Origin of the sequence: Streptomyces sp. NPDC020362, assembly GCF_040642095.1 — a bacterium.
In the GTDB taxonomy this organism is placed as follows: Bacteria; Actinomycetota; Actinomycetes; order Streptomycetales; family Streptomycetaceae; genus Streptomyces.
In genome coordinates, this window is sequence record NZ_JBFAET010000368.1 from 1 (window position 1) to 4,507 (window position 4,507).

General features: G+C 73.5%; 5 protein-coding genes. All 5 read left to right on the forward strand.

The window, feature by feature from the left end:
* The coding region (locus tag AB0H32_RS46940; protein WP_361135447.1) for a pantoate--beta-alanine ligase at positions 1-206 on the forward strand (206 nt) is incomplete at its 5' end.
* Positions 203-1,924, forward strand: a complete 1,722-nt coding sequence (locus AB0H32_RS46945; protein ID WP_361135449.1) for an L-aspartate oxidase — start codon at positions 203-205, stop codon at positions 1,922-1,924. The genes AB0H32_RS46940 and AB0H32_RS46945, both read left to right, overlap by 4 nt.
* Positions 1,925-1,928: 4 nt before the next feature.
* The gene (nadC, locus tag AB0H32_RS46950; protein WP_361135451.1) at positions 1,929-2,906 is read left to right on the forward strand and encodes a carboxylating nicotinate-nucleotide diphosphorylase; all 978 of its coding nucleotides are present in this window, start codon (positions 1,929-1,931) and stop codon (positions 2,904-2,906) included.
* 5 nt (positions 2,907-2,911) lie between these two features.
* Entirely contained in the window at positions 2,912-3,709 is a 798-nt protein-coding gene (locus AB0H32_RS46955) for a type III pantothenate kinase (protein WP_361135453.1), read from the forward strand.
* 179 nt (positions 3,710-3,888) lie between these two features.
* The coding region (locus AB0H32_RS46960) for a hypothetical protein (protein ID WP_361135455.1) at positions 3,889-4,507 on the forward strand (619 nt) is incomplete at its 3' end.

A 4,507-nucleotide genomic window follows, 5' to 3' on the forward strand; every position in this document is an offset into this window, starting at 1 on the left:
CCGCCCGCCAGGCCCTGGACGAGGGCGCCCGCCTCGACCCCCCGCTGCAGCTGGACTACCTCGCCCTGGTGGACCCGTCCGACTTCACCGAGATCGGCGACGGCTTCACCGGTGAAGCCGTCCTCGCGGTCGCCGCCCGGGTCGGCACCACCCGGCTGATCGACAACCTTCCCCTCACCTTCGGATCCCTCGGAGCCGCCTCGTGACCAGCACAGGCATACGACTGCACGCACCCGCCCCCGGGTGGTCCATCTCCGCGGACGTGATCGTCGTCGGCTCCGGGGTGGCCGGCCTGACCGCGGCACTGCGCTGCGAGGCCGCGGGCCTGACGACGGTCGTCGTCACCAAGGCACGCCTGGACGACGGCTCCACCCGCTGGGCCCAGGGCGGCATCGCCGCCGCCCTCGGCGAGGGCGACACCCCCGAGCAGCACCTCGCGGACACCCTGGTGGCGGGCGCCGGCCTGTGCGACGAGGAGGCCGTACGGATCCTCGTCACCGAGGGACCGGGCGCCGTACACCGGCTGATCAACACCGGCGCCCACTTCGACACCGACGACGAGGGCGACATCCAGCTCACCCGCGAGGGCGGCCACCACCGGCGCCGTATCGCCCACGCGGGCGGGGACGCGACCGGCGCGGAGATCTCCCGCGCGCTCGTGGAGGCCGTACGCGCGCGCGGGCTGCGCACGATCGAGAACGCGCTCGTGCTCGACCTGCTGACCGACGCCGACGGCCGCACGGCGGGCGTCACCCTGCACGTGATGGGCGAGGGCCAGCACGACGGCGTGGGCGCCGTGCACGCCCCCGCGGTGGTCCTGGCCACCGGCGGCATGGGCCAGGTGTTCTCCGCGACCACCAACCCGTCGGTGTCCACCGGCGACGGCGTGGCGCTGGCGCTGCGCGCGGGCGCCGAGATCAGCGACCTGGAGTTCGTGCAGTTCCACCCGACCGTGCTGTTCCTCGGCGCGGACGCCGAGGGGCAGCAGCCGCTCGTCTCCGAGGCGGTGCGCGGCGAGGGCGCCCACCTGGTCGACGGGGACGGCGTGCGCTTCATGGTCGGGCAGCACGAGCTGGCCGAGCTGGCGCCCCGGGACATCGTCGCCAAGGGCATCATGCGGCGGATGCAGGAGCAGGACGCCGAGCACATGTTCCTCGACGCCCGGCACTTCGGCGCCGACATGTGGGAGCACCGGTTCCCGACCATCCTGGCCGCCTGCCGCGCCAACGGCATCGACCCGGTCACCGACCCCATCCCGATCGCCCCGGCCGCCCACTACGCCTCCGGAGGCGTGCGCACCGACGCCCGGGGGCGTACGACCGTCCCCGGCCTGTACGCGTGCGGCGAGGTCGCCTGCACCGGCGTGCACGGCGCGAACCGGCTCGCCTCCAACTCCCTCCTCGAAGGCCTCGTCTACGCCGAGCGCATCGCCGCCGACATCGCCTCGGCCCACGCCGGAAACGGCCTCCACGCGCGCGTGCCCGAGCCGGTCCCGCACCCCGAGAAGCCCGCCCACCCGCTGCTAGCCCCCGAGACCCGCTTCGCCATCCAGCGGATCATGACCGAGGGCGCGGGCGTGCTCCGTTCGGCGGACTCCCTGGAGAAGGCCGCGGACCAGCTCCAGCGGCTGCACAGCGAGGCACGCGACGCCCTGGAGGAGAACGGCAAGACCGCCGAGCCCGGCGTCGACACCTGGGAGGCCACCAACCTCCTGTGCGTGGCCCGGGTCCTGGTCGCCGCCGCCCGGCTGCGCGAGGAGACCCGCGGCTGCCACTGGCGCGAGGACCGCGCCGACCGCGACGACACGCACTGGCGGCGCCACATCGTGGTACGGCTCAATCCGGACCGGTCCCTGGCCGTCCACACCACGGACACCGCAGACTTCCCCCCGACCCGGCAGACCCAGCGCCCCCAGGAGCAGTGAACACGTGAGCACCGACGACCTTCCCCTCGCCCCGAACGGCGGCTGCGGTGACGGCTGCGCCTGCGGCGCCGAGGGCGACGAGGAGTACCTGGAGTGCGGGCTCGACCCCGCACTCGCCGAACTGCTGGCCGCCGCCGGACTCGACCCCATCGAGGTCGAGGACGTCGCCAACGTCGCCATCCAGGAGGACCTGGACGGCGGTGTGGACGTGACGACCGTCTCGACCATCCCCGAGGACGCCGTCGCCACCGGTGACTTCACCGCGCGCGAGGCCGGTGTGGTGGCGGGCCTCAGGGTCGCCGAGGCCGTGCTCTCGGTGGTCTGCACGGACGAGTTCGAGGTCGAGCGGCACGTCGAGGACGGCGACCGCATCGAGGCCGGACAGAAGCTGCTGTCGGTCACCACGCGCACGCGCGACCTGCTCACCGCCGAGCGCAGCGCCCTCAACCTCATGTGCCGGCTGTCCGGGATCGCGACCGCCACGCGCGCGTGGTCGGACGTGCTGGAGGGCACCAAGACGCGCGTGCGGGACACCCGCAAGACCACGCCGGGGCTGCGCTCGCTGGAGAAGTTCGCGGTGCGCTGCGGCGGGGGCGTCAACCACCGCATGTCGCTCTCCGACGCCGCCCTGGTGAAGGACAACCACGTGGTCGCCGCGGGCGGCGTCGCGCCGGCCTTCAAGGCCGTACGGGAGGCCTTCCCGGACGTGCCGATCGAGGTGGAGGTCGACACCCTGCACCAGCTGCGCGAGGTCGTCGACGCCGGTGCCGACCTGATCCTGCTGGACAACTTCACGCCCGTGGAGTGCGCGGAGGCGGTCGGGATCGTCGGCGGGCGGGCCCTGCTGGAGGCCTCCGGGCGGCTCACGCTCGACACCGCGCGTGCGTACGCCGACACCGGCGTGGACTTCCTGGCCGTCGGCGCGCTCACCCACTCGTCGCCGATCCTCGACATCGGCCTGGACCTGCGCGAGGCGGAGTAACGGCCATGCTGCTCACGATCGACGTCGGTAACACGCACACCGTGCTCGGCCTGTTCGACGGCGAGGACATCGTCGAGCACTGGCGCATCTCCACGGACGCGCGCCGCACGGCGGACGAGCTGGCGGTGCTGCTGCAGGGCCTGATGGGCATGCACCCGCTGCTCGGCGAGGAGCTGGGCGACGGTATCGACGGCATCGCGATCTGCGCCACCGTGCCGTCGGTCCTCCATGAGCTGCGCGAGGTCACCCGCAGGTACTACGGCGACGTGCCGGCGGTGCTGGTCGAGCCGGGTGTGAAGACGGGCGTGCCGATCCTCACCGACAACCCCAAGGAGGTCGGCGCGGACCGGATCATCAACGCGGTGGCGGCCGTCGAGATGTACGGCGGCCCGGCGATCGTCGTCGACTTCGGCACGGCGACGACGTTCGACGCGGTCTCCGCGCGCGGCGAGTACGTGGGCGGGGTGATCGCGCCCGGTATCGAGATCTCCGTGGAGGCGCTCGGCGTCAAGGGCGCGCAGCTGCGCAAGATCGAGGTGGCCCGGCCGCGCAGCGTGATCGGCAAGAACACGGTCGAGGCCATGCAGGCGGGCATCGTGTACGGCTTCGCCGGGCAGGTCGACGGAGTGGTGAGCCGGATGACCCGGGAACTGGCCGACGATCCCGACGACGTCACGGTGATCGCCACCGGTGGCCTCGCCCCGATGGTGCTCGGGGAGTCCTCGGTGATCGACGAGCACCAGCCGTGGCTGACCCTGATCGGCCTGCGTCTGGTGTACGAGCGGAACGTGTCGCGTCTGTGAGGAGACCGGCCGGAGACCGGCGCCCGCGAGGGTGCCGGTCTTCGCCGTCCCCGCGCGCGTGGCCCCGGTCGAGGGAAACCCGGTAACGACACGCGGCGACACAACAATCCCATCCGTCACTTTTGTCCGATTAGCGGTAGCGTCGCCGCATGCCCACGCCATACGGATCCCGCGGCGGCATGGCCTTCGGCGCGGAGGAGCTGCGTGTGCTCCGCCGAGCCCTCGCCCTCGCCCTTCACCCCGGCCGAGCGTCCGCCGAGGACGTCAAGGACTGCTTCCGTCTCGCCGAGTCCCTCGACGAGGCGATGCGTGAGGGAGCCCGGCTGCGCGCCTTCCTGGTGGCCGATCTGGGCCGGTACCGCGCCGCCCTGCCGGGCACCGCCGCCGACTACCTCGCGCTCCTGGAGGAAGTGCTGGGCGCCGGGCACCGGCCGACGCCGGACGACCTTGCCGCGCTGCGGGCACTGCGCGGGAACCCCACGGCGGCCCGCCTGCTGGACCGCTGCCGGGCGCTGGCCGAGCGCGACGTACGGACACGCTTCGCCCAGGGCGCACGCACGGTCCCCGCTCCCGCCGTACCCCCCTCCCGGACACGCCTGCTGGCCCTTCCGGGCGGTGCGGGAGGGATCGTGGCCCCCGCGGCCGAAGGCCCGGAGGAACCCGCTCAGAAGCCGGCACAGGACCCCGCCCGCAAGCCCGCCCCGAAACCCGGCGAGCCCTCCGGGCCCGCCGGCCCGCCCCCCGCCGAACCGGCGGCACCCAAACCCCCCAACCAGAACCGAAGAGCGGCGTGTAGGG

What these genes read in the sequence shown, in the direction of transcription:
- AB0H32_RS46955 (WP_361135453.1), top strand. Translation starts at nt 2,912, where the DNA reads ATGCTGCTCACGATCGACGTCGGTAACACGCACACCGTGCTCGGCCTG.